18 protein-coding genes are annotated in these 22930 nt (G+C 56.2%); 2 read left to right on the forward strand and 16 right to left on the reverse strand.

Translation table 11 applies throughout. From position 1 onward, the window contains the following. Positions 1 to 6 precede the first annotated feature (6 nt). The 16 genes from XM38_RS06340 to XM38_RS26320 all read right to left on the reverse strand — a co-directional run bounded on the left by XM38_RS06340 (position 7) and on the right by XM38_RS26320 (position 21084). A complete protein-coding gene (locus XM38_RS06340; RefSeq protein ID WP_080807495.1) occupies positions 7 to 5100 on the reverse strand; it encodes a strawberry notch C-terminal domain-containing protein in 5094 nt (1697 codons plus the stop codon). A 20-nt stretch (positions 5101 to 5120) separates the two neighbouring features. After that, the gene (locus tag XM38_RS06345; protein ID WP_080807498.1) at positions 5121 to 5630 is read right to left on the reverse strand and encodes a hypothetical protein; all 510 of its coding nucleotides are present in this window, start codon (positions 5628 to 5630) and stop codon (positions 5121 to 5123) included. A 99-nt stretch (positions 5631 to 5729) separates the two neighbouring features. Then, positions 5730 to 6584, reverse strand: a complete 855-nt coding sequence (locus XM38_RS06350) for a hypothetical protein (protein WP_088429343.1) — start codon at positions 6582 to 6584, stop codon at positions 5730 to 5732. Between the two features lie 9 nt (positions 6585 to 6593). Beyond that, positions 6594 to 8126 carry a hypothetical protein gene (locus XM38_RS06355; RefSeq protein WP_080807504.1) on the reverse strand — a complete coding sequence of 511 codons (1533 nt, stop codon included), beginning with the start codon at positions 8124 to 8126 and terminating at the stop codon, positions 6594 to 6596. Next, positions 8111 to 8494 carry a hypothetical protein gene (locus XM38_RS06360; protein WP_137455030.1) on the reverse strand — a complete coding sequence of 128 codons (384 nt, stop codon included), beginning with the start codon at positions 8492 to 8494 and terminating at the stop codon, positions 8111 to 8113. Before XM38_RS06360 ends, XM38_RS06355 begins: the two co-directional genes overlap by 16 nt. 10 nt (positions 8495 to 8504) lie before the next feature. Continuing rightward, the gene (locus tag XM38_RS06365; protein WP_080807509.1) at positions 8505 to 10235 is read right to left on the reverse strand and encodes a type IV secretory system conjugative DNA transfer family protein; all 1731 of its coding nucleotides are present in this window, start codon (positions 10233 to 10235) and stop codon (positions 8505 to 8507) included. Next, entirely contained in the window at positions 10232 to 10762 is a 531-nt protein-coding gene (locus tag XM38_RS06370) for a hypothetical protein (protein ID WP_137455031.1), read from the reverse strand. The genes XM38_RS06365 and XM38_RS06370 overlap by 4 nt, the downstream gene beginning before the upstream one ends. 11 nt (positions 10763 to 10773) lie before the next feature. Continuing rightward, on the reverse strand, positions 10774 to 12330 hold the full coding sequence (locus tag XM38_RS06375; RefSeq protein WP_187329309.1) for a M23 family metallopeptidase: 1557 nt from the start codon (positions 12328 to 12330) through the stop codon (positions 10774 to 10776). A gap of 174 nt (positions 12331 to 12504) precedes the next feature. Then, complete coding sequence (locus XM38_RS06380) at positions 12505 to 13230, reverse strand: hypothetical protein (RefSeq protein ID WP_080807517.1); 726 nt, start codon at positions 13228 to 13230, stop codon at positions 12505 to 12507. Beyond that, a complete protein-coding gene (locus XM38_RS06385; RefSeq protein ID WP_080807518.1) occupies positions 13227 to 14729 on the reverse strand; it encodes a TrbI/VirB10 family protein in 1503 nt (500 codons plus the stop codon). Before XM38_RS06385 ends, XM38_RS06380 begins: the two co-directional genes overlap by 4 nt. Further along, on the reverse strand, positions 14726 to 15463 hold the full coding sequence (locus tag XM38_RS06390; protein ID WP_080807520.1) for a hypothetical protein: 738 nt from the start codon (positions 15461 to 15463) through the stop codon (positions 14726 to 14728). The genes XM38_RS06385 and XM38_RS06390 overlap by 4 nt, the downstream gene beginning before the upstream one ends. Positions 15464 to 15486: 23 nt before the next feature. Further along, positions 15487 to 16587: a hypothetical protein gene (locus XM38_RS06395; protein ID WP_187329310.1), complete on the reverse strand. Its 1101-nt coding sequence runs from the start codon at positions 16585 to 16587 to the stop codon at positions 15487 to 15489. Between the two features lie 40 nt (positions 16588 to 16627). After that, the gene (locus tag XM38_RS06400) at positions 16628 to 17350 is read right to left on the reverse strand and encodes a hypothetical protein (protein ID WP_080807523.1); all 723 of its coding nucleotides are present in this window, start codon (positions 17348 to 17350) and stop codon (positions 16628 to 16630) included. Further along, positions 17347 to 20160 (reverse strand): hypothetical protein, encoded by a 2814-nt coding sequence (locus XM38_RS06405; protein WP_202978836.1) that lies wholly within the window; start codon positions 20158 to 20160, stop codon positions 17347 to 17349. Before XM38_RS06405 ends, XM38_RS06400 begins: the two co-directional genes overlap by 4 nt. Further along, positions 20090 to 20443 carry a hypothetical protein gene (locus XM38_RS06410; protein ID WP_080807524.1) on the reverse strand — a complete coding sequence of 118 codons (354 nt, stop codon included), beginning with the start codon at positions 20441 to 20443 and terminating at the stop codon, positions 20090 to 20092. Before XM38_RS06410 ends, XM38_RS06405 begins: the two co-directional genes overlap by 71 nt. 59 nt (positions 20444 to 20502) lie before the next feature. Then, on the reverse strand, positions 20503 to 21084 hold the full coding sequence (locus XM38_RS26320; protein ID WP_202978837.1) for a hypothetical protein: 582 nt from the start codon (positions 21082 to 21084) through the stop codon (positions 20503 to 20505). 626 nt (positions 21085 to 21710) lie between these two features. On the opposite strand from XM38_RS26320, the gene XM38_RS06420 reads away from it, so the two are divergent. Then, on the forward strand, positions 21711 to 22475 hold the full coding sequence (locus XM38_RS06420; protein WP_080807526.1) for a ParA family protein: 765 nt from the start codon (positions 21711 to 21713) through the stop codon (positions 22473 to 22475). A gap of 3 nt (positions 22476 to 22478) precedes the next feature. After that, on the forward strand, positions 22479 to 22925 hold the full coding sequence (locus XM38_RS06425; protein WP_080807528.1) for a hypothetical protein: 447 nt from the start codon (positions 22479 to 22481) through the stop codon (positions 22923 to 22925). Positions 22926 to 22930: the final 5 nt, after the last annotated feature.

Below are 22930 nucleotides of genomic sequence, written 5' to 3' on the forward strand. Positions count from 1 at the left end.
CCACGGTCATCGTTCTCTGCCTGCACAGGTTGCGGTCTGCGTGCGCGTAGTTTCCAAGTGCTGGGCAAACCGTTGAAAACGGTGGCAATCGTCGGCGGTAACCACTGTGCGTTGAATCTTGCCTGCCGCCATTTCCAGAATGGTTTGGGGCTGGGGGGCAACCTTGCGAACGATGAGGCGATCGCCCGTTTGCTGCAGTTCATAGGTCTTGCCGCGAAATAGGGTGTCTGGTCCCTGGCCTTGACCGATGGCGGACAGAATATGCTGTGACACTTGGGCAACGAACTCGCCCCGCTGCTGGAAAGCTTGATATAGAGCCATGTCTTGGGCCATGGCCTGCTGGTCTGCTGCCGCCACGGTAAAACCATGACCATTCGCATCTCTGGCAGAGATACCTAGCTGCTTAATTTTTTCCAGGTGCAGTGGGTCATGCCCTAAATCACGAGCCGCCCGATACCAGTCCCGAAGGGCTTCTAGGGTGGCAGGTGTTCCTTGCGACCGAGAGGGGAGAGCTTCAGGAACAGCCGTCTCGAGCGTTTGAGGTGGCTCTTGGGGCTGCACCTGCCGCCTATTTGGAGGAGCCGCACTGAACTGATTGGTATCAAAGAGGCTCTGGACTTGGAACTCAGGTTCTTGCGTTTCTACCACTGTCACTGACTGAACGGGTTCTGATGTGGGGACCAGGGGCGAGGTTGCTTCGACAACTGCGGAGCTTTCTAGCTGCGTATGAACTGTGGTTTCTCCCTGCCAGTCCGCGATCGCCACCTCACTCACCTGCCTCAGTGGCTCCAGATACTTCTCCAGACTTTTCACTGGGAAACCTGATGCTGGAATTCTCTCAGCGCCGGGAGCGGTGCATGTCTGGCTGGTGAGAATTAGATCGAGGGTTTGGGCCAGCTGTTTGGCATCATCAAAGAAGGTCTCGTAGAAGCGGCGATCGCTCGTTTGAACCAGCACCATTGCCTCGGAATGCTGGTCTTTGACGGTCAGATATTGCTGAACATCTGCGGGCAAAGCCTGCCGATCACTCTGCGTAGGGCTACCCGGAGATTGGATTTCCGGTTTTGCTGCCACCTTCTCTTCTTGGGACTCTTGCTGTTGCGCCTTGGCTGCTTCGGCAAAGCCCTGCTTCAAGATGTTCTTGGAAAAGATCTGGGCAAACTGGCGATCGGGAATACGAGATTCGCCGCCATAGGGCGTTTGCACGGCGGTCTCCTTAAACTGCAGCTGCCCTTCTGGCAGCACCGTGAAGACCATCTCAGCGTCAATGTACATGTCGCCGTTCTGGGTCAGGTAGTGGGTTAGATACAACTCATCCCCCTGACGCTCCACAACGAGTGGGATGAAGGGCTCATTCTCAATCCGCAAGTGGAACTCATCGGTGTTCATTACCGCCTGATCAATGCCCGCCTCCCGCAGAAATCGGAGAATTCGCTTTTCCAACTGCCCCATCTGGGGATGATTGGAGCCAGTGGAGGCGCTTACCGTCGGAGCCTCAACCGTAGGTTTTGGTCCTGGCGTTTCAGTTGTAGGACTGGAGACTGGAGGTTGGATAACGTGGAGGGCAGGAGTTACTGAAGCTTTGGGTGCTGCTGCTTCCACCTTTTCCAGGCTTGGTAGGGTCACACCAAGGAACTGTCGAGCGATATCTTTGGATTCAAAAGCGGCCAGGGTGTAGTTGCGCTGATGCATTAGCACCGCTAGGGTCTGCTCCAACCGTTCGGGCGGAATAACGACTTCCATGCGATCGCCCACGGAATAGAAGTCCGATCCGGCAACAGCAATCAACCCCTCATCTAGAAAATATTTGCCTCCCGACTCCTTTGATTTGGGGGTTTGCAGCACAAAGCCTTCACCGTTGAACTGCGTTTTGAGAATCAACAGTTCATCCAGCGTTTTCACAATGCCTCGGCGGCTGGTCAGTTCCGTGATGAAGGTCATCACCTGTTGCGGAGTGCTGAAGGCCACCGGCTCTTTGGTCAGCTCTTCCTGAATGTCAAAGCCCTTGGGCATCATCAGCCCCTGGCGTACCTGCCCCTGGTAGTCGGTGTAATTCAGCAACTTGCCATTCGGGTACTTCTCAAACGCCTTGATCAAGTTGCCGGTGAAGATTTGCCGATTGACGCGCCCGGCTTCCTGCTGCTTATCGAACAGGCCATAAACATCATTGCCGAACCAATCTTCGGTTTGAACCATGGCCTCCAATGACCCACCCCGTCCGGTATTGAACTTAGACAGGGGCACCGTCAACTGACGGACTGAATCGGCCACCAGAATCCGCAGCTTCCAGCGGTTCGGGGCAGCGGGACTGCCGGAGCGCTTCTTGGCATCAATCCCAGCGACCACCCCGTAGAAGATGGATTTGCTGGCGGGCGTGACCAACCGTAATGGCATCCCCGGCGGAAACTCCTCTAGGACGCTGGTGACATGAGCCCGTTGCTGATGGATGCGATCATTGAGCTTGTCAATGGCTTTGTCGTCCTGTTTTCCAGCGATCGCCCCCTGCCGATACTGTTCCGTGGCTGTCTCTAACTCCGCAATGGTTGCCTGGGTTTGCTGGCGGGACTGGTTTTCTAAGTCATCCCGATCGTGCTCCTCAACTGACCTCACACCGTTCAGGCCCACCTGTTCCCGTACCGCATTGATCACCTGCAACTGGGTTAGGGGCTTGGTCTGGCTCTTTGCGTCCACCATCTCCAGATAAACGGGTCCGGTAAACTCACTGCGGGTGTTGCCTTCATCGGCCACCACCTCCATTCGCGCCAGAGGACGGGCATCAAGGTCGAGTTGGTCTGCCTCCAAAATGCTCTCGCCCATGGCTCTGGCTTGGTCCACCAGGTCTCGGTATTCCGACTCAATCAGGCTGTAGAGGGCTTCCTGCTCCTCAATCGGCAGCAGGGGAATTCGCCCGGTCACCTTCTTAATCAGGGCGATATCGGAGGCATCGTTTTCCGCTTGGGCGGAGGGGAAGTCCAACTTGGCATTGAGTTCTGGGTCATCTGCTAGCAGTTCGGTGATCACCTGCTCCCCGTAGGAATTCATAAAGTCCACCACGTTGTTCAGAGAGATATCCGTCTCCCGTGCGGCAGTAGTGTTGGCGTTGAGGCTAGCCATCTTGCGACAGAGAATCGCCCCCGGTCGCTTTTCGGCAGGCAGATCGCCCATCAATAAGGTGTAGCTGGGCAGAGCCACCTGTCCGGTGCGATGGACCCGTCCCAGCATCTGCATGAACACGTTGATATCCCGTTCGGCCTGGGCCACAATCATGTGGCGCGGACGCTGGTCGGCGAACTTTTCAGAGGCGTGGAGTGAGATGCCGGTGGAGCCCGAGCAGTTCAGGAGAATGACATCGGCATCCCCGGCGTTGAACTTGGCCACCGCATCGATCTTGCCTTTAGCCGTGGTCTCTTGATCCGATCGCACCCGATAACTCATGGAACCATCAGCCGCATAGTCAATGCCAGCTTTACGTCCAGTGACTTCAGTGACGCGGAACCCCGCTCGCTCCAACTGCTGTTCGATGTAGTCAATCGGGCTGATAGGAATGCCGCTGAAGTCTGCTTCCCGAATGCAGTCCAGCGCCCCTTCGTAAGCAAGGACTCCTTCGGCTCCCAGTTGCTCATCCGTTAGCCGCAAGCGATTGGCCTGTCCCCGGTAGTCCTTGGTGACGACATCCCGCGATCGCTCTAGATACCGTTCCAGTAAATCCGCGAAGGAGAGATTCATCTCATCTCCCGGCTTCAAGTCCTGGGCATCGGCATAGGCCTGAATGAAACTGCCCATGGTGTTGGCCACGGTAATCACGGGCTTTTCACAGTTCTGGAGGGCCGCGATCGCGGCCTGCACGGTGGCATCGGCCTTTTGCGCCAACAAGCCTTGCTCAATGCAGTTGTGCATCAGCGACGTAAAGTTGGTACTCTTCGCTCCGACTTCCCCGATCGCCCCATCTTCCCCAATCGCCTTGGCTTCGGCCTTCAGTTCTTTGCTGATGGTTTTGACTGCTCGTTGTTTGGCTCGGTCAAAGTCTTTGATGGCCCGCATGGCAGCGGAGAAGTCGTCTGCGACATCGCGATCTACGGGAACCGTATTGGCCTGAAAGGAGATGCCGTCATAGGAGCGCTCTCGCCGCAGCATCTGCCCGGAAGCGACAAACTTGCTGGCCACAATCTGCTGTAAGGGGACACCGCCACGGGTGAGGATATTCTCCAGTGCAGTCATGCTGCTAACGCCCAGGCGCAGGTCAGTGCGGCGAGCGTAGAGATCCATCACGTCGGGACGTTTGGCGTAGGTCGCGGAGGAGTAAAAGACGCCGGAGGACTTGTCGATCAGCTCTCGGACGAAGTCGGCCCGGTCAGGGGGACCCGCTTCCTTCCATCCCCCTTTGCTGCCGCCCGCTTGATGGGCTTCATCCAGAATTAAAATCGCCTGGGGAGCCAGCTTACGGAGAAAGTTCCGCCGCAACGGCTCCTTCTTCCCCACCGTCTGCAGCTGGCTATAGGTGGTGAAGACAGCGCTGTAATGCCCCAGATTGCCCCGCTGCATTATGGCCTGCATTTCTTCTTTCTGCTTCGCCGCTCCTGCCGTCTTCAAGGCCGCCCCATTAGCCAGCGGAATTTCAGTGCTGCTATCGGTAATGAAGGGGGTAAATCGCCGCATCCCGATATCGCTGACATCGCGCATCATGTCGGCGTAGAGGGGCTTGTCTTTGGTGATGAAAATGGCGATTTTGCCTTGCTGCTGGGCATAGCGCATGATGCTGGCACAGATGCGCCCTTTGCCGATGCCGGTCTGGTCGCCCGTGATAAAGCCTGCTCCCTGTTCCAAGTTACCGATCGCCAGGGCGGCAGCATCCACCTGCTCAGCACTGAAATATTGGTGCAGCTCTTCAACGGAGCCGTAGCCTAAGCGAGTCGCTAGATAAGCATCAATAGCCCCATGCTGCTGCTCGAACTGGTCGAGAGCCTGTTGAGCCGCGCTGGCCATGTTGCAGGGAATCAGCGTTTGAGTGGAGAAACCCTGACTTTTGGGCACATAGGGCACCTGGCGGGGCTGGACATCATAGGCGTCTGAAGGGGTATCAACGGAAAGCGGGGTATTCATAGGAGCCTCTGGGTGAAGCGTTACAGAGTCAGGTTGCCGAGCCAGTCCTCCAGAGTGATGTCGTCGTGAAGGTCCAGAGCGTCGGGGTAACTGGGGTGATCCGGTGCCATCGGGACGGCTGGAAAGGTCAGGCCGTAGTGCCGCATCCGGTCTCGAAATCGCCAGTTGCTGAGGATCAAGGTCTCGCTCCACTGCTGCCGCCACTGGCTCAGGGCGAACTCCGGATCGGCGTCCGACTCCAATAGGGGGATTGCCTGGGCGGCGTCCAGCTGACTGAGATGGGTTGCGAGTAGCTGCTGAGTTTCGATTTGAGACGTGGCTGCGGCCCAGTCCTGAATCAGCTGGTCTAAGCGCGTCTGCATCAGGGCCAAGTAGATGGGTTCCTGCAGGCTCTCCAGATCCGGCGGCACTTTGACGATAAATAACACGCCCATCGCTTCCGGCTGCCAAAGGTAGGGAAAGGTGGGATATTGGGCGGTCATGAAGGGATAAATCCAGCGAGATTGGGTGTAGGTGTCGGAGGGATTCATGGGGCAATTGCTCCTTAAGTTCGGCAAACGTTTGATAGATGGTAGGTACCTGGGCAGCGGGCAACGGGCGATCAGCAGGTCCTTTTCCTTCAATGACAATTAGATCAATGGAAAGCCTGCGCCTTGCTTGCGGTAGAGGTCACCTGAAATCGACAGATGCTGCGTGACCCGATACTGCTGATACAGGAGGTAGTAGAAGGCGCGACTTTCGCGGGTGTTATAGCGCTCCGAGCGGAGTTCCTCCTCATGGCCTCGCTTCCCGCCGAGAATCAGTACAGCTCGTCCTTCGGGTTTCATGACCGATAGCGCCTTTAGAGCAATCACCTGGTCAATTTGGGTCGTCCAGGTGTCGGCGATGGGGAAGCGGCGGGTGTGAAGCTGCTCGTCTTTGACGGAGCCAAAGGGGGGATTGCAGATGATGACATCATGTTGCTGGTGGGGTTGGTACTCACTGGCATCAAACTGAGTGACGGAGTAGCCTTGTGCCCGCAAATCAGCCGCGCGATCGGCGTTGAGTTCATTGACGGTAGCTTTAGCCGGATCCGTTCCCAGCAGTAATGCACCATGTCCGGCAGTGGGTTCGTAGACGGTCTTGTCTGGTGTGACTCCCGCTAAGGATGAGGCCAGAAACGCGATAGGGATGGGGGTGCTGTAGGCCTGCTGCAGAACGCTGGTGGAGGAGCGGACATTGAGAGCCGGTTGGCGATCGTGCAAGTCCACTAGCCGATCATAGGTGTCGTGAGTCGTAGTTGAGGTTTGGAGGATTCCCTGAGCGGTTCTCACCACCCCAGCTTCCACGGCTTCATCCACCTGCTTGGCCAGCGCCGTACCCGGAAGCACCGGTTCACCTAACACCGCAGATGCCTGCTGACGAGCCTGGGTGATCGTGGCAAAGCTCCCCCCCGCCCCCAAGTGACGGGCAAAGAATTCCACCAGTTCCGGCTGATGTGCCATCCCCATCGCCTACTCACCCGCCGCGAGTTCCAATGGCGGATGGCGTTGCCTCGGATTGAGCGGGGTCAAGGTTGCGGGAGCGGGCAACTTCAAGTCCTGGCTGAGTTCTCGATCAATGAACCGGAAGTAGGTGATGTCTTGGGGCGTCAATTCCGACTTGATTTTGCCGTTATCGATGCTGAGAATGGTGCCCCGCTCAGCCGCCTGAAGCTTGAGGCTATTCGGCGTCTCTTCGATGCGGTACTGGCTGCCGCCCTGAAAGATGCGCTTACCCTGGACATTAGGCCGACTGCCGATGACATCCAACAGTTTGCGAGCGGTTTTGGCCAGGGCTAGGGCTGTCAAATCACGGGTCAGTCCCCGATCGGCTGCCGGAGCGAGGTTGCCGAGCTGTCGCGATCGCATCGGCGGTTCCGAAGAAATTCCGTCCAGCCCTTGAATGTGAATCTGCTGACGGGCTTTCAAGAAATCTGCTTCCTGAGACGCAACCATCTCGTTTTTGAGGATGTCCAGCCCCCAACGGGTCTTGCGGAACATCATCAGTTCCGTGCCTTCGCGATCTGTGATGGTGACCATGCGACCCTTGGCGTTGAGGCTGTATTTCTCAGCGACATACAGGCCTCTGCCAGGACTGTATGTGGTACCAAATTTCTGTAGTAAGTCCACAGCGGTAGAGGCGACCTGACGACTGCGAATATTAGCGGCAATGGCCACGACCTTGTCGGTCAACTGTTGGGACGATCTCCGCATGACGCGGGTCGTCTGCTGCATCCATTGCCGGGTAGCCGTTTCGACAACCTGCTGATTCTGGCGATCTAAGACCTCCAGGATGGAGACGACATTAGGAGAGTGCGACTTCAATGGTTGAGCCGCCAATGGCTGCTGATTGGGGATGGCAGGTTCAGGTGTCGTTATGGACGAAGGCACTACCGATTCTGGTAACGGAGAAGGCGTTTCGTGCTCTTTGGTTTTGGCCCGTTCACGGACTTCTGGAGAAACGTCTGCTGTTTTGATCGAACTTTGATCAACCTCTAGAGCTGGATCTTCCTGTTGATTGGCGGCACTGCTAGGGTGCAGTTGGTTCACCTCTACAGCCCCTTTGCTCAGGCGATAGACCAACTCATCACCAGCTTTGATATTGATCGTCCCTTTAACATCGGAGGTAATTGCATCCTCCGTTTGCGCAGACACGTCTAACGCAGCTTGCAACAGCTTCAGCTTGTTGAGACTGAGCTTGTCGATGGGGTCTTTGTCGGCATAGCCTTCCCGGTAGACAATTTCGCGACCCAGCTTGATTTCAATGGGTTCCGGAGTGTCTTGTGGCAGCTCGTCTAATCCGTCCCATTGTTCGTCCGTCTGGGCCTCCGCATTCTCCCGCTTTCGGGCAGCCTGGAGGCGATCGCGCAGCATCTGGATAAAGGCTTGCACCGCCTCTGCTGTAGATTGAGCGGTCACAGCAGCAATTTCGCTAGAGGCGAGGGTCGTGTGAGCATAGTCTTGCTCGATTTGTTTGGCTTCGCCTGGATTTACAACGGCTTGCATGGTCTTTCCTCCAAAGCTTTCAGGGTTTCGAGATTGAGTTGCGGGACGGCGGGGAGACGGTTAATCACTTCCCGCCCTTGTACGGAGAGATAGGCGGTTTCACCATCCACCAACCACTCGACCAGTTCCGGCTGATAGTCAGCGGCAACAGGCGGGCATTGATAGGTCATCTGGCCGTCCTGCCACTCCACGACAGTGACGTCATCAAACAGGACACTGATTTCGCGCGGCACATAGTCCTCGGCCAATCGGGGCTGATCGAATACCGGCAGTAACTCAGCCGCGATTTCGGGATGTTCCAGCAATGCCGCCAGCGTTTCAGCGGGGAGCTTGTCTCCCAAGGCTTGGACCAGCATGGGTTCTGTCACGGGGCACCTCCTAAAGCAAACTGCCGTACTTGTCGATTAGATCAGCGGGGTCAGGATAAGCGGAATTCACGGGGGCAGGCGGTTCCGGCAGCATCGATTCCACCAGTTGCCGCCGTCGCTCCAAGTCTTCCGTGGTGGGGACTCGTTGGGGACTGCGCTGCATCAAGCGAGCTTGAATCTTGGCCCAGAGCGCTTCGCTGGCTTCTGTCGCCTGCAGATCCGCCTTGGGAATCTTGATGGTCTGCCGAATCGGGATAGCGGCTTCTCCTTTGGAGGTAAAGCCCGGATTAATCAGGACGCACTTTCCTTGAGGCAGCCGGAGAAACTGGCTCGGTTCAAACAGCTTGCGGGTGCGTTCCTGCTCAGAAATCGTGGTGCTGGACTTGCCGCCCCCGCGATTGCGAGATTTCTGCTTGTAGCGGATCTCTTCGTCCCCTAGAAAGTCGGAGAACATCCGAGCGGCTTCATACTCCTGAGGATTGAAGATGGCCTTGGTGGCACAGGCTCCCAGGATGGCCCGTGCTAATTCGCGCCCATAGGTTTTCTCTAGCTGCACTAGGTTTTGAAAGCCCAGGATGACCGACAGTCCATCCTCTCGGTTTTCGTTCAGCCACTGCACTAGAGTCGGCAAATACAGCGTCGGCAGCTCGTCGATCGCGACAATCAGCGGATCTTGCCGTCGCTTCGCCACATTACGAGTAACGATCATGTGCAGGACGGTTGCCACCAAGGGACCAACCACGTCCCGCCGTTCCCGATCCATTCCAAAAATCAGCAGCTGCTTGCCTTCTAGTTCTAGAGGAATCGAGGTCCGACCACAGAAGCTGCCCAGGACACCTTCCTTCATAAAGCGGGTAAAGGTTTCGCTGGCGCTGCCGACAATGCCGCTAGCAGTTTTCTCCGCATCCTTCACCCCAATTAGCTGGTTGAACGAGACGCGAATCCAACTGTTCATGTCCTTGGCTGCGGCGATGCGATTCCCCAGATTAGTTAGTCCCAGTACCGCCTGAGCGGTCATGATATCGGGATACTCGGTAGACTTTGCCAGCATTAACAGCGCTTCGGTAAGCTGATCTCCGGCAGCGGCAAAGAAGCCATCTTCGCTGCTCTGGGTCATCAGCCGGAAGTTCTTGTTCAACACGGTGGCAATCTGCCGCGCCATTTCCGCATCCGACTCACTGCGTAGGAAATCGATAGGATTACACACGCCGGACTCGGGAAATCCAGGAGCCAGAACATGGACCTGGTAGCCCAACTTGGCCGCATAGGCCGCATGGCGAGCACTCTGAGTCGGATATTTGAAGTCGTACAACGCGACGGGCAGTCCTTGCTCTAACGCAGAGCGAATCAACGGGTCGATGACACTGAAGGTCTTACCAGAACCCGGTCCCCCACAAACAGCCACACCCCGTTGTAAATCCGGTAGATAAATTGACCGGGCATCTTTCGGGCGTTGAGGTTTGCCGATATAGAGGGAGACCGCATTGTGTTTACGGGCCGTTAGTTGCTTTACAGCTCGCTTGCGAGCCGCTCCTTTTTCTTTGGCGCTGCCAAAGCGACTGGTGGCCAGCTTGCCCTTTTTGCGATCGCCCAACAGGGCAAAGACCCCCACCAGCAAACAGCAGCCCAACAAAACTAGGCCATTGCGGGACTGGAGGGAGGAAGCCAGCTGGGAAAAGGACTCGCTAGCGGCTGGATTCGTTTGCGCCAAGGTAGCAGGCTGTTCTGTAAATGTCTTCATGGCAGGACCTCGTAGCTATCGATTGGCAGCTCAATGCCCAACTGCTCCAGCGCCCAGATGTGCTCGGGCGGAAATTCGCTGCGGGTGCCTTCCGGAGCGCTGGTGAGATAGTCCGTCAGCTGCTGTTGATACGCCTCTCGACCGCCTTGCTCTTGAAGCACGCGGGTATAACGCTGTAGCGCTAACTCCCGTGCTAGTTGGAGGGGAATGTAGTGACTGAGCACCGGATCGTTTTCGGGCAGGAGCGATCGGCAGGTGTCTTCCGGGTTCAGATAAATCAGCACCTCCTGATAGACCGCTTCCTCACGCTCCGTCCAGCTTGTGCCAATCAGGTGATAACTGCCGGTCTCGGTATCCACGACGCCCCAAACCTTGGCATTTTGGGTTGATGGCGGCAGGCAAGTTTGGACGGTGGCGGGAATATCGTCTGAGGCTCGCGCCAGATTCAGACTGACCGATGCAATCAGGCTGATCAGCAGGATCAAGATCCCGAGGAATGGGAGCACTAGAGTGCGATTTCGTCTCATATCACTGGCCCTCAACTAAGATAGTTCATGGGGTTTTGGGGCTGACCGTTCTGGCGGATCTCAAAGTGGAGATGCGGTCCGGTCGAGCCGCCGCTGCTGTTAGCTCGTCCCACCGGATCGCCCTGGGCAATGATGTCGCCCTGTCGGACAAAAAAGCCCTGCAGATGGGCGTAGTAGGTCTCCGATCCATTGCCGTGATCAATGATGACGAGCCTGCCGTAGCCGCTAGTCAGGGACCCACTAATGCCTGCAAAGGTGACCTGCCCTCCATCGGCAGCGCGGATAATCGTGCCATTGGGCGTGCCTAAATCAGTCCCGGCATGGAGACGGCGATCGCCATGAATCGGATGGGTGCGATAGCCAAAACTACTGGTAATGGGATATCCCGGTGCCGGATTGATGAAGCCACCGGTGGCAATGCCAGGAGAGCTTGAAGTTCTAGCAACCGGCGTTGGAGTGGGGCTAGGCTCGCCGGTCTGAGGATCAATTCCTTTCGCCGCAGCTACTTCAGCAGAATCAGTGGTTGAAAGACCTTCCTTAATTTGACCCAGAAAAATCATGCCTTTTTCTTGGATAGGCAGCCAGGGAATGGGACCGATAAAGTAAGGCGTACAGCCCAAGTCCACAAAGGCATTGCGGACGCACATGCGAAAGTAAAGCCCGGTTTCAGCGGTGCCCGTAGCCTCATCGGTTTCCAACACCGCGACCTTGAAGGCATTGCCAAAAGGATGACGCCCGGTCGGTTCTAAGCCACCGTTAGCGGAAGCTAATGTGCCTCGTCCCCCTTGGACCTGCTGATACTTGCCGGAAATCCACTGGGTACCTTTCACCAGTTCCGGTTGAGCCAATTCCAAGTGAGCACAGTCAGCCTGACAAGGTACGTTGAAGCCTTCGACATAACTGCCGCTAATGGTGTTCGTCCGATCGCCCTCCGCCGGACCAAACACCACATCCACCATCCCCACAACTACACCCTGCTCCACGATGGGATTGGGAAAATTGGCAAAGGGCACATCGGCTAATCCAGGAATCTGGTCGATGACCGATTGCTGCCAGTTTTGAAAAGTTTCTAGGGGGGCGTCGATCAGTCCTGGGATGGCGCTTAACTCATACTGCTCCAGGTTGAGCTCTCCTAGGCTCAGTTCTGCTAGGACTTCGTTTTGAACGACCTCGGCAATCGTCTGCGGAACCTCAAGTTGCCCCTGGAGCAAATCGGCGATCGGTGGCACTTCTCGGACAGGCAAATCGGCTAGGTCCGGAATGGCCTGCACCAAATCCGCGATCGTCTGCCAACCGACCAGTGCCAAATCGGCGAGCCTGAGTGCTTCCCAATCCAGACCGACCAGAGCGGCAATATCGGACAGGGAAAATCGCTGCAGTTGAAAGCTGTCCTGGAAATCGCCCAGCAGCAGGTATTCATCAGCAGTCTGTCCGGCTTGCCAAAGGCGAGAGGGATCGTAGCCCAACTCGCGAATCAGATCGGTCGGGGCTTCAAACGAACCTGATGTCAAAATCGCGGGGAGCGATCGCAAGGTGATGCGCGTCCAATCAGGTTTGATGCCGAGCATCTGATCCTGAATAACCGGGACGGGCGAACCCGGCTGAGTACTGGAGTGGGCAGGCGCAAGGGGGGCAAGATGTAGGGCGATCGCGAAAACAAAGACAAGCAGCCCTATCACAGACCACCTGAGGCGTCTGCGCCTGAAGATAGAAGAGTTCATGGCCTTAACCAGAATGAAGGACTAACGGTCAGTTGAAGTCAGCGGCGGGTCATCACGAGCTCTGGCTCCCCAGTCTGCGAGTTGAGTAATCAGGTCCAGGGAAACTCCGGCCTGTTCTGCGGCCACCGGCATCTCTAGCCCTTGCTGAGTGAGGGCTAAAAAGGTTTGCAGCCGACTCCACAAATCCTGTTCGGGGCGAATCAGGTCTCTGGATGCCGCAATTGCCAAACCTCGCCGCACGTCGCCAGGACCCAACAGCGCATGAATGGGCGACGACGGCTGGATGGCAACGGTGTGGTAGTCAGGATCGCCATCACCAAATTCGATGCGAAATTCGTAGAGATGGCGATCACCATTTGTCGTTTCGGTAATGACGGTCAGCAAGGTGCCGCTAGCGCTAGGCAAGTGCCTAAAGTCCAATCCCTGAATTCGTCGCATGTGAATGACTGAGGGATTGCCTGAGACACAATCTGATGCGGCAACGGTAGGACAGAGGGGTTCATCGAAGTCCAGAGCGACCCGAGCCGGGTCATCAATCCATACCTGCACGATATGCTCATCGGTGGGCAGGAAGCTGAGATTCGTGCCATAGCCGGTCCAGAGATGGACAACTGGCGTGACACCAACGAGCCCTTGAGCCCGATCAGCAGAAATTGCCACCACAGACTGCGCCTGAGCGGATGAAATGGGCCAGCCGCTGACAGCGATCGCCCCGATAAATAGCCAGGGAAGGCAGTGTCTGTTCATAGCGTCACCGTTTGATTGATGTACACTTCGACTTCCAGTCCAGGCGGGAGATACCAGATGGTGGGCCGATTGAGAATTTCCTCTAGGGCTGCTTGATGGCGCTCCGCCATTTGCTGACTCAGTTGGTCAAAGGCCCCTTCGAGCAAACCAGCCAGAATATTGGGATCCCCGGATTCCTGGGTGATCGTGCTGCCCCCGACATTGCTGATGACTGAGGATGATTTAGGCCGATTAATTAGCTCAGCGACTCGAGACACCCCCGACATCGCCGCCATATTCAGATCCATCCGAGCAATGTCGCTGCCAGGATCGCCATACTTTTGGGCAATCAGAGGTGTCCCTTCAAGTCCTCGCAATTGAACCGCACCTGTCGGGAGTGCCACTTCGCGACCATCCTGAATGAACGAAACCACCGCCAGTTGGGCTAACCCGCTTTCATCAACCGAGTCCACTTGCACGACCAACGCAGTTTCTGCGGGGAGACCGACTACTGACTCCGGTGTCAGCAAGGGTTCTGTAAGGCGCACCACAAACTGGGGTGTTTCTACTTCGTCTATTGCCGTCGCCCAAATTAAGGGCGTCTCCAAAACCGCTGTGGTTTGAGTGCCGGTGACGAGTGCTATCGATGAGCCGGAAAGGGGGCGTTCTTGAAGGATTGCAGCTTCCTCAGCATGATTGATCTCTAACGTGGATGACGTGGTCGTGTTGCGGGCTAGTCCCCCCGAGTCAGGAGACGATAATGGCTCTGCCCGTTGAGTGGTGGAAGACTCATCCACCGCAGAGGGGGGTGTGACCCGGCGATAACTGCCGACCTGGGATAAGACCATCCACTGCTCCATAGGATCCCCTTCTGGCTCCGGAACCGTTGCAGTTGGCGGCTGAACGGCAGGTCTGACCGGAGGTGCAGGCGCGGAGCGCGGGAGCGACGGTGGGGCCGAACGCTGCCCGACTGGTTGGGGCGATCGCGATACCGATCTCGGCGGCGACGAAAATTGTGGCGTTTCCTGAATTGCCTCAGGTTCTGGTCGAGCGGTAGGCTCTTCCTCTGTTAAGGCTTCCAATTCTGCCTGCTGTTGCCCCATTGCTAAATCCGTCAGCAATTGTCCGCGATCGTCTACCGCTGATTCGTCTGCTTCCACCATCGGCTCGGCAAAATCAGCCTGCGTCTCTTCGACGGGCTGAGAATTCTCTCGATTCATAATGCCGCTGGTGAATACCGCGAGCACGCCAATCACCAAGCCCGTCCCTGCCGCCACCACGCCCAGTTTCGTGAAGGGATTAGCGGCGGGCGATCGCCCCGATTTTTGAGCAGCGCCGACGGCAGCGGACTCATCCAGGTCTTCCGGGTCTAACAGCGGTCCAGGGTCAGAGACGTGACCATTGTTAGTCGCTGGCGGAGCCGACTCCGTTTCCGAAGCCGCCGCTGCTTGGTCTGGTAGCTGCAAGCCCACCAGATCCGCCATTTCCTGTTCATTCCAGAGATAATCGGGGGTACTCATGGCAAGTCCTCGCGGTTGAGTTCACGGATGGCATAGATTTGCAGTCCCGCTTGGCGAATGCTGTAGATAGCCTGCTCCAATGGCGTTTCGCCGTCGGGAACCGCTGGGGCAGTGACCGCTTCCACAAACACCTCGCGGTTAAAGGGAATCGCCTCTCCCAGGGCATTGGTTTCATCAAACACATAAAGGTGAGCCACGACGTCCACTTTCCAGCGCCCCTCACCGACCACTACGGGCTCGGAGACATGGTTGACTACCATCACCACCTGAGTCGTGCCGCTGAAAACCCCTGGTGGCGTCAATTCGGCGACCCGCTTGAGAAAGTCCTGACGGAAGTCTTCTGAGAAGGCAAAACTGGCTTGCCAACTGGCGGTGGCCACCTGCCCTTTACCGCGATCCATCTCTACTGGTAGCCCTGGATCGGGCTGAGGCTGACTGGCCTCTTCAGCAGTGGCCGCCGGGAGGCTGCCGCTCCAGTTGAACATCAACACCAAGGTATCGTTGACAAAACGCCGAATGGTTTCTGGGGTACGGTCTTGGGCATCCATCGCCCCGACCCGGATGGCCTGACCATCCTGCATCTGCACCAGGGTGGGAGCCGCTTGGCGACTCAGGCGACTCAGCGCCCCGGCTTGAACAAACAGGAACACCAGAATCACCAGTTGGAGTCCCACGCTGCCCAAAACAAACAGGGGCAAATAGTTCGTGTTGCGTTTTTCGATTAACTGCACCATGGGAGGTTTCCTTACAAGTACTATCAGCGGCGCACTCGATAAGCGCGGCGGCGAGCGGAGTAACCGGGAGCACGAGCAATGCCGCCCATCGCGCCGGTTCCGGCAATCACACCGGCTGCACTGGTCAAGGCTCCAAACACCGTCATGCCCCCACCAGAGGCCAAGGCTAACGACAAAATGGGGGCGAGCAGCCCCAGAAAGAAGGGCGCAATCAGGGGATGGGCGTCCCCCGCATTCAGCACCGCCAGCGAGACCAGCCCGGAGAGAATGTTGAAGCTAAGTTTGGCCACCGCGAGCGAAAAGAAGCCGGTCAACCAGGCAAAGAGCGGTTTCGCTCCCACCGGCAGCAACGACCCACCGACTGCCAGAGGACCGAGCGTTGCTGTGAGCAGCATTGAGGCTTCAATCAGCCACTGAAACGCAATGTGCAACGCCATCAAAATGCCTCGCGTCACGGTCTGAAACCCTGAGCCCATCAGCGCTCCGCCAAACCGCAAACCGGAATCAAGGGGATTGTCTCCCGCTTGAGCCGCTTCCCAGGCCCGAGACAAGGCATTGGGATTGCCCGTTCTAGCGCGGTAGTCTTCAATGAATTCCCGTGCCTCAATTGCCGCCAGTTCAATACAGTTCGCCCGCTCCTCTGGATTCTGGAGTTCGTAGCACTGGTTGCGCCGCTGAATGATGGTCTGCTCCACAGAGCCTTCCAAAACAGCGGTTTGGTACGCCTCTTGCAGCTGAATATCGGCAGCGGTGTAGGCTAAAACGTCTTGGTTGACCTGGTTGATGTAGTTGCGAATATCCAGCGTGATCGCTGCCAGCCGCTCGCCATTGTTGGACAGCAAGATGATCACCAACAGCGGCCAGATGAAGTCGGCATAGGCTCGCTGGCTGTCCCCTTCCACCATCTGCCGGGTCCACTGGGTCAGGAAAAACAGTAGGGTCGCCACGGCAAAGAGGACGCCCACTCGCGCCAGGGCAAAATAAAGTCCCCCTTGCAAGACGCTATCCCACAGCTGATTCCAGCTCTCGGCCACCGCCTCCGACGCGATTTGCCCGCCTTCAATGATGTCGGCGGTATCACGCGGAACTTGAGAGATCGGGAGAGAGAACCAAAGTGACAACATAGTTAGGAAAGTCCAAATTGACGTCATGGCGAACTGACGCCTAGAACAAGCGGGCTTGACTGCTGATTTGCAGCGTATCCAGAGCACTGCCGAGATCCTGAAGGCGGCGGGCACGGGCTTCCTGATCCAGGTTTTGCGAAATATTGGCCAAGTTGAGATTGGTCAGCTGCGTATCCTGCCGCGACTGCAACAGCTCCGATTGCACCGCGCCCAATACTTCCGACTGCCGAGCATTTTGCTGGGCCATCGCCTTGATCGCATCCTGGGTGGAGACCGCCACCTGGGCTGAGTCAGCGTGCTGCTGTACTTGACCAATGGTGTTTTCCATCCAGGTGATTTTGTCGCGGGTCGCGGTTTGGCCTGACTGGCTTAACACCGCATCCACTTGGGCGCGAGTGAGCTGACGGTCAATCTCGTTGGCAGTTTCAGCGGCGGCTTGAACGGTATCGGACTGGGCCAAATCCCCGGTCAAAGTAGCGGCTAGCTCTTCGGCGATCTCAGAGCGAACGAGATTCGGATCAACCAGGCCCAGATCGCCCACAGCATTGTGGATGACCCCATCCAGCTCACCGGGGAGAGAATCCATCACACCAGTAATGGTTTGTTCGACGTAAGCTCTCACCTCCTCAAAAGCTTGGCGAAAGATGCCAAAGATGTCGTTAAACGTCGTATCGACTTGGGATGCCGCTGCTGGTTTGACCGGTGCAAGTAGCAATGTGGTGGCCAGAATCGGGATCAAGGCAAAGCGGAGTTTGGGAGTCATCGGGAACCTCCAGAGTGAAGAGAGTTAAACGGTGCGATCGGCACTTCAGGATGGGGATTGCGTTCGGCAAACCAGCGCTCAGTGATGACTGACAGTGGTTCGCCGGATTGAATAGACTGCACCAGTAGCCTGGCAAATTCAGCGAGGCCGGTAAATTCATCTGGGGCATGGCGCAGCACCAGATCTCTGGTGGCTTGCTCATCCGGGTTATTCGCGACTGCCGCCAGCTGGGCAAAGGCGGGATAGTAGCGGCAGTAGGTGTAGATGCCGTTGTTGTCCAAGAGCCACTGGCTGTAGATACCCTCCCGCTTGGGAAAGAAGCTGTCACTAGCATTGCGATTGATGATGGCGGGCGGATACTTGAGGATGCGCTCAAAGCTATCGACGGCTGTGGGTTGCACCCGGCCAATCAGGCGTGTCGTCAGATTCTGAAAGATCTTGGCGCTGGCGGGGGATTTATGGACGGTATCGGGATCTTGCGCCGAAATAATCACTCGAATCCCGGCTTTCGCACCGTTGGCGCAGAGGCGGCCAATCAACGCACCGATTTCGTCAAACTCAAACAGAATCGGGGCTTCATCAATGAAGAAGACCGAGGCGGGTGCTTCCAAAGCGCGCCGTAGGGCAGCGGCATAAGCCGAAAGCGCCAGCACCGCCGCATCTTCCTCATTCGCCAGATTACGCAGCGCAAAGACCAGTAACTGGGCATCGGTCGGGAAGCTGGACGGAGCCGAAATCGCTCGCCCGACCCGACTGGAGAGCCAGAACCGGAGCCGCAGTTCAATCATGTTCAAGGCGGCTTCGATGTTGCCGCCCACTTGCTGCAGATCAAGCTGCTCAGGGGTACAGAATGTGAGAAAGTCAGCCAGAGTGGGAATTCTGTCCCAAGCAGCAGAGCCCAAACGACCTTCCATCGCTTCCAAATAACGCCGCTGGATTGAGCGATCGCTAAAGAAAGCATTCAGCGCCAGTACCAGGATGGAGCGAATGGTCTGAGTCATCACCGACTCGCTCGCCCCCGAACCTACAATCATCGTCAGCAGCGCCGATTCAAGAAACGATTGGAAGTCTTGCAGGCGTTCTTTTTGCTCGTCGCCCGGCAGGTGTCGCAAGTCGGGCAGCTCAAACAGGTTGTTGGACTCACGAGAGATATCAAAGTAGGCACCGCCGACCAACTGGGTGTAGTCCGTGAAGGTGGAAGAACCATCGGGTTTCGGGAAGTCCAGGGCAACGACGGGAAAGCGGTAGGCCAAGGCTTGGGTCAGAATACCGGAGACCAGCACGGACTTCCCGGCACGGGTGGTCGCGAACAGTCCCAGGTTCTTGTGCTGGGTAAACAAATCCAGGTGAATCGGGCTGCCTCCTTCCTCCGCAATCAGTTCAAAGCCTTGGGTATCACAGGGCTGGGTGAGCACTAAGGGCATCAGCCCCGGCACTTCTCCCGTCAGATACAGCTGCCTGCGGTTGAAGGGACTGACCATCAAGGCATCCCAAACGATGGGCAGCGTCTGGAGCCAGACTTTCCAGGCATAATCTTGCTCTCGCTCTACCCAAGCGGGACGACGAAAGCAGCTCTGGAGATACCGACAGGCTTCATCCAGCTGCTCCAGATTCGGGCGATGAATCAGGAAAACCACAGCCGTGTGAATGGGCAGGGCACCTTCGAAAAGTTCTTCCTGGGCCTCAATGGAGCGCTTCATTTTTAGCTCTGCGGCCACATCTACGGAATTACCTTCTTCTGCCAGGGTGGCCGTCAGGTTAGACTGCTTCAGCATCCGCTGGACGGTCGTTTTCACCAAGGTTTCGTTGGCGCGGGTTAGCTGGCAGAAGATCTCGGTATCCGCCACAGTTTCCCTAGAAAGCACTTCCCAGAGGTAGCGCAGTTGAGCAAACTCGTTGGCCCAGCCCCCCGGTTTTTCCAGAAAGGTGAGGGGAGCTACATACCGACCATTGACCTTCGTCCAGGATTTGCCTGCAGTGGGGACCCCAGCGCGGGTGAGCAGGGTTGTGCTGTGGATTTCAGAATTAACTTGCTCTTGCAAGCCCTGTTGGTTCAGGATGATCAGCTGCGGAATATCGATGGGAGCACTGGTATTGAACCGTTGCCAGAGCAACGTCCACAGGTCAACTTCACCCAACGGCTTGATAGATAGCCCCATCTTGTTGGAGAGTACCTGTTCCCACAGCAGAAAGCCGTCGGTAAACGCCTTGGTAATTACCGTTTGCAGGCGTTGGTTCTTCGCGTTTTGCAGTTCTCCCGTAAACGACTTCCACAGCGTTTCCCCGCGACCGATCAGCTTTTCGATCAGGTCTTGGGCTCCTTCAGAGCCGCTTTGTACCGTGTAAGTGACATAGAGCCTGAGAAACTTCGGCTTTCGTAGCCCCTGTTGGGTGAGTTGTTGAATGCGGGCGCGATCGCTGGTGAGCAGAAACTTCAGGGCACTGCTGGGGGCCAGATCGGTGAGTTGAGCGAGATCTTGCTGGCGATCAGAATCAGACGAAAACGATCCCAGATGGATGGTCAGCCGTTCACCCCCAGGCAGGTCTTTCAACCCCGATTCCAGTTGGCTAAAAATAGTCTCAACCTGTGCATCGGTCAGCGTGTTGTGGATGCCTTTGCAGTCAAAGCAAAAGACGAAGCACAAGTGCTCTCGGTTCTGCCCCTTCGTCAGGACGTAAGCGCCCACCCGTCGCCCCCGCAGTTCAACCCGCAGCATGGCAGCGAGATTGAGGGCATCTTCAAAAGGGGTCAGGGTGCCGACGAATTGGCCGCCGAGTTTGAGGCGGTGTTTGCCGATTTTCTGTTTCATCGTGGATAAACCTTAGATATCGGGCATAGCCGCGACTCCAGGTGGGAGTCGGCACAAATTTGGCGGTGAACTTCCAGCTTTGGCCCCCCGTGAGAATCCACCAGGTAGACATGCCCCAAGCCGCGAGGAAGCCGATTGCCATCCAGCTGAGGTTGAACCCGCGACCCACCAGGTAGGACACACCGGTGATGCAAAACCAGGGAATGATTTGGTCGGCAGGGATGGGGCCTAAGCGCGGTTGGGCTCCCAAAATGGTGTTAACCGGGCGAAATGGAGATGCCATAAGCAGCTCAGGCGAGGCTGGAAGAACAGTGGAAGCTGCACCCTCAATCTGATGCGCAACTAGCCAGTAATCAGGGTTGTCAGGATATCGCCAGCGGTGACAGCAATGATGATAATGAGCGGTGTGCGGGCGATCGTTTGCCAATCCTCATCTTGGCGAGCCCCGTTAATCACTCGTACCAGCGAGATGCCCACGTAGAGCAAAAAGAGACCGCGCAAAACGTTGAAGACCAGCGGAATCGCGTCTCCCGTTGCGGCTCCAAAGTTAGTTTGCATCCAAGTTTCGGCCCCGCCAAAGAATTGTGCTTGGGCCGGAAAAGCCAATACGGTCAGAAGTGACAGCAAACTCAGACCAATGGCCAGAATCGTTTGGCGGCGGGCGGTCCAACCTCTGGAAGCTTTCGCGGAGGGACCTTTGTCGCTGGTCGCTTCTTGATGCCAAATCAGGCCCAAGCCGCTACCGGCCATCACGAGCAAGAGCAAAGCTGAACCGTGAAGCACAAAATTAGCGCTCATAAATCCCACCATGATCGCAGCCAGTAGCGAGCATGGCAATTGATAAAAAGAATGGGTGATTTGGGCTACAAAATCGAATCGATAAACCAGATTTTCTGCGCGTACTTTTGAGTGCTGACTGATCATTTCAGTCTCCTTGAATCAGGTCAGCCTGTCTTGACTCGCGAACCTTAAAAGATGCCTTGAGCAATTCAATTTCCGGGAAGATTTGATCACTATAGCAATGATTTTCAGGAACCGGGATCAAACATCCTGAAAACTCAAAGGGCATCTATCCATAGCTAAAGGCTAGCTGGGATCTTCAAATGGTGGGCGGCTTCTGTAACGATGCGTGATTTTAATCAAGCTTTTGAGGACTTAAGCAGGAATACTGAGAAGCCTCTTTTGACTGATACATTTTCCAATAGAGAGACAGATTAACTTGATATGTATTGCTCTCTATTTAGATGATTAGCAATGTCGTGATTAGTCAATATTGACCCAGCCGCTTAACAGAAATTTCCTTCAATCGCCAAAAGAATTAAATTTTGGATGATCTCTTTTTCGAATTCGAATTTCTGACTCAAAGATGCGCTTAAAAGTGAACATCAATGGGCAATTATTGTTGAGCACACAAAAGTTAAAGCGTTTTGACGTCAATACGTCTTGACGCTTTGACGCTAAATGGCTTTAATGGCGGCAGGTTCCCTTGTTCGGTAAAGACGCCCAGCCTGTTAGAAAGTTCTGGGTTTGGTTATTGGGAGCGATCGCCTATGAAGACTTTGAGCTGCTTGTCGCTCTCAGGAGGACAAGGGAAAACGTCGATCTCGCTATTACTAGGCCGACTGTTGGCCCAGCAAGGGCAGCGGGTGTTGATGGTGGATGCCGACCCCCAGGCGAATCTGACGTTTTATTTGGGCCATGACGTGCAGCCAGATGCCCCGACGTTGCTGGAAGTGTTGCGGCGTCAGGTGGAGACAGCGGCGGGCATTTATCCCCTGGCTTCCGAAAACCTGTATCTGTTGCCTGCCGACGAGGGGTTGCATCAGGCCCAGGAGTATTTGGCCACCAGCGGCATGGGAGCGTTGGCGCTGCGCTACAGCTTGGAAGCCGTGGGGGAGCTGTTTGACGTTTGCCTGATTGATTCACCGCCTCAGCGCACTCAGATTTGTCTATCGGTCGTCGGCGCGTCGGACTGGGTCTTGATTCCAGCGGAGGCTTCGACCAAGGGGGTGAATTCGCTGTTGCGGAGTCTGGATCTGTTGGAGGAGATGCGGCGCATCCGCGCGTTTACGGGGCAGGTGCTGGGAGTGTTGCCGTTTCGTGATAAGTGGTTTGGCCGATCACAGGCGACGGATAGTCGGGAGGCGATCGCAGCGATGCGACAGGTGGCAGGCGAGATTCGAGTGCTGCCGTCGATTTTGGAGAGTGAGCGCTACAAGCAAGCGATTCGGCAGGGGCGGTTATTGGCAGAGCTGGGGTATGGGGAGTTGGAATTGCCGCTGCAGCAGGTGATTGAGATCTTGGAACAGGTGTAGGCCATGAATGAAGATGCCCTGGAAAGACTGATGCAACGGCAGCGCCCGGTAGTGCCGCCACGATCTGACGGTCTGGAGGAAACGTCCCGTGTGAAGTCTCGTCAACCGGCTGCAGATGCAGCCGTGACATCAAGATACAGTGACTCTGATGAGTCTGCAGGTGTTGACGTCAGCATGTCTATGAGTCAGGGTGAAGGGGCTGATCTGCCCCAGTTGGTGCGTACGACCACGCGGTTGGAAGAGGAGATTGATAAGGCGCTAAGGCATCTCTGCATGGATGAGAAGATCACCAAGGAGGTGTGGTTTGAAGCGGCGTATCAGTATCTAGCGGAGCATCCCAAGGCGATGAAGGTGGTGAATGGGATGGCGAAGGAGCGGTATCAACGGCGGAAGCGGGCAGCGGATTTAAGGAAGTTGGAGACGATGCAGAAGCGGTTAAAGGGATCGTGAGCTAC

Origin of the sequence: Halomicronema hongdechloris C2206 (assembly GCF_002075285.3) — a bacterium.
Taxonomy (GTDB): domain Bacteria; phylum Cyanobacteriota; class Cyanobacteriia; order Phormidesmidales; family Phormidesmidaceae; genus Halomicronema_B; species Halomicronema_B hongdechloris.